Source organism: Variovorax sp. P4_D9 (assembly GCF_056401695.1).
Window position 1 is genome coordinate 1 of record NZ_JBFUIU010001210.1, and the last position, 2,070, is coordinate 2,070.

1 protein-coding gene and 1 pseudogene are annotated in these 2,070 nt (G+C 62.2%); one reads left to right on the plus strand and one right to left on the minus strand.

Features of this window, described 5'->3' with window-relative positions; all coding sequences use genetic code 11:
• Positions 1-198, minus strand: a pseudogene (locus AC1DY5_RS53085) (acyl-CoA dehydrogenase); the annotation flags it as partial.
• Between the two features lie 174 nt (positions 199-372).
• Between AC1DY5_RS53085 and AC1DY5_RS53090 the strand changes: the two are divergent.
• Positions 373-2,070, plus strand: a 1,698-nt coding sequence (locus tag AC1DY5_RS53090; RefSeq protein WP_478122259.1) for a flavin-containing monooxygenase, incomplete at its 3' end; no start/stop codon positions are given.

Consider the following 2,070-nt stretch of genomic DNA (forward strand, 5'->3'; position numbering starts at 1 on the left):
CATGTTCCACAGCCCGGCCGCCCGCGCGAGCGGCTTGAGCTCCTCGATCAGCGGCGAGACCTGCCACGCATTGCCCTCGCGGCGGAATGCGTCCATCTCGCGGTGGTAGCGCTCCTCGTTGGGATAGATGTGTTGGTCGAAGAACTGGCGCAGGCGCTGCAGGAGTTCGGTGGTCTTGGCGGAGGGTTCGGCAAACATTGTCTTTCCTTATGGGTACGTTCTGCGTGCGTGAGCACTTCGCAAATTAGACTGCCGCCCCGCGTCGACAGACAGTCTCGTGTGCGACGAATCGGCATGCAGGGTTTCCACGCATATTATGTTTACCTGTCGACAGGTAATCTAATATCTCAAGTCACACATTGAGGAAACGCCGTGAGCAATAGGAATGCAATGCAGGACGGGGACACAGACGCCAAGCGGCTGGACGTGATCGTGGTTGGCGCGGGCTTTGGAGGCATGTATGCCCTCTACCGATTTCGCGAGATGGGCCTGAGCATTGCAGGGTTCGAGGCGGGCGACGACGTCGGCGGCGTGTGGTACTGGAACCGATACCCAGGCGCTCGCGTCGACTTGCCGAGCATCGACTACAGCTTTTCCTTCTCTCCCGAGATCGAGCAGGAATGGACCTGGTCTGAACAATTCGCCGACCAGCCGGAACTCCTTCGCTACATCAATTTCGTCGCCGACCGGCTCGATCTGCGCAAGCACATCCAGTTCAATACGCGCGTGACCGGCGCGGTCTGGGACGAAACGCGCAAGCTGTGGACGGTGACAACCCATCGCGGCGACACGTTCGAGGYGACCTACTGCATCATGGCGACCGGCCCTCTGTCGATTCCGAAGGACCCCGACGTTCCCGGCATTGACCGTTACCGGGGCCAACTGCTGCGCGCCGGCAGATGGCCGCACGAACCCGTCAGCTTCGAAGGCAAGCGGGTGGGTGTCATCGGCACCGGCTCGACCGGCATCCAGATCGTGCAAGAAGTCGGCAAGCAGGCTGGAGAGCTGTTCGTCTTCCAGCGCACGCCGAGCTTCACCATGCCGATGCGCAACGAACAGCTCGAACCGGACTATGTGGCGGAGGTCAAACGAAACTATGCCGGGATCCGTGAGGCCGCCCGCAACAGTGCGGTCGGCGGCGTGCGCCCCCAGTCCACCCGCGCCTTCTTCAGCGTGACGCCGGCGCAGCGGCGCCAGCTTCTGGAAGATGCCTGGAAGAACGGTGGACTCGCCATGCTCGGCACTTTCTCGGATCTGATGACCAATCCGGAGGCCAACGAGCAGGTTGCGGAATTCGTGCGCAGCAAGATCGGCGAAGTCGTGAAAGACCCGGAGACCGCCGAGAAGCTGAAGCCGCGCGGCTATCCCATCTTCGCCCGCCGCCCGTGCCTCGACTCCAGCTACTACGAGACCTTCAACCAGCCGAACGTCCACCTGGTCGATTGCTTCACCGACCCGATTTTGGAGATCACGGAGAAGGGCGTGAAGACGCCATCGGGCGAAGTCGAACTCGACATGCTCATCTTCGCCACCGGCTACGACGGACTCACCGGCGCGCTGCTGGCCTTCGACGTCGTCGGTCGCCAGGGCCGCAACGTGAATGACAAGTGGAAGGATGGAGCGCGGTCCTTTCTCGGCCTCATGATGGAAGGCTTCCCCAACCTTTTCATGACCACCGGGCCCAACGGCCCCGCCGCGCTCGCCAACATCATCAGGATCAGCGAGCACGATGTCGACTGGATCGCGGCGGCCATGGCGCACATGGACAAGAACGGCCTGTCGACCATCGAGCCAACCAAGGAGTCCGAAGACGGCTGGATGGACCTCGTCTACACGCTCTCCCAGCGCACGCTCCTGTCCAAGGCCAAGACCTGGTACGTCGGCGCGAATGTCAAGGACAAGCCGCAGGGGCTCACGCTCTTCACGGGCGGGTTCTTGAAGTACCGAGAGCATTGTGCCGCTGCTGTGCAGGACGGCTACCGTGGCTTCGCGTTCGAGCGGGAACCCGCCCACCGGGGCTTGACAGCCGCACCTGCGACAAAGGACAAGATCATGCCGACTGCCGAATCC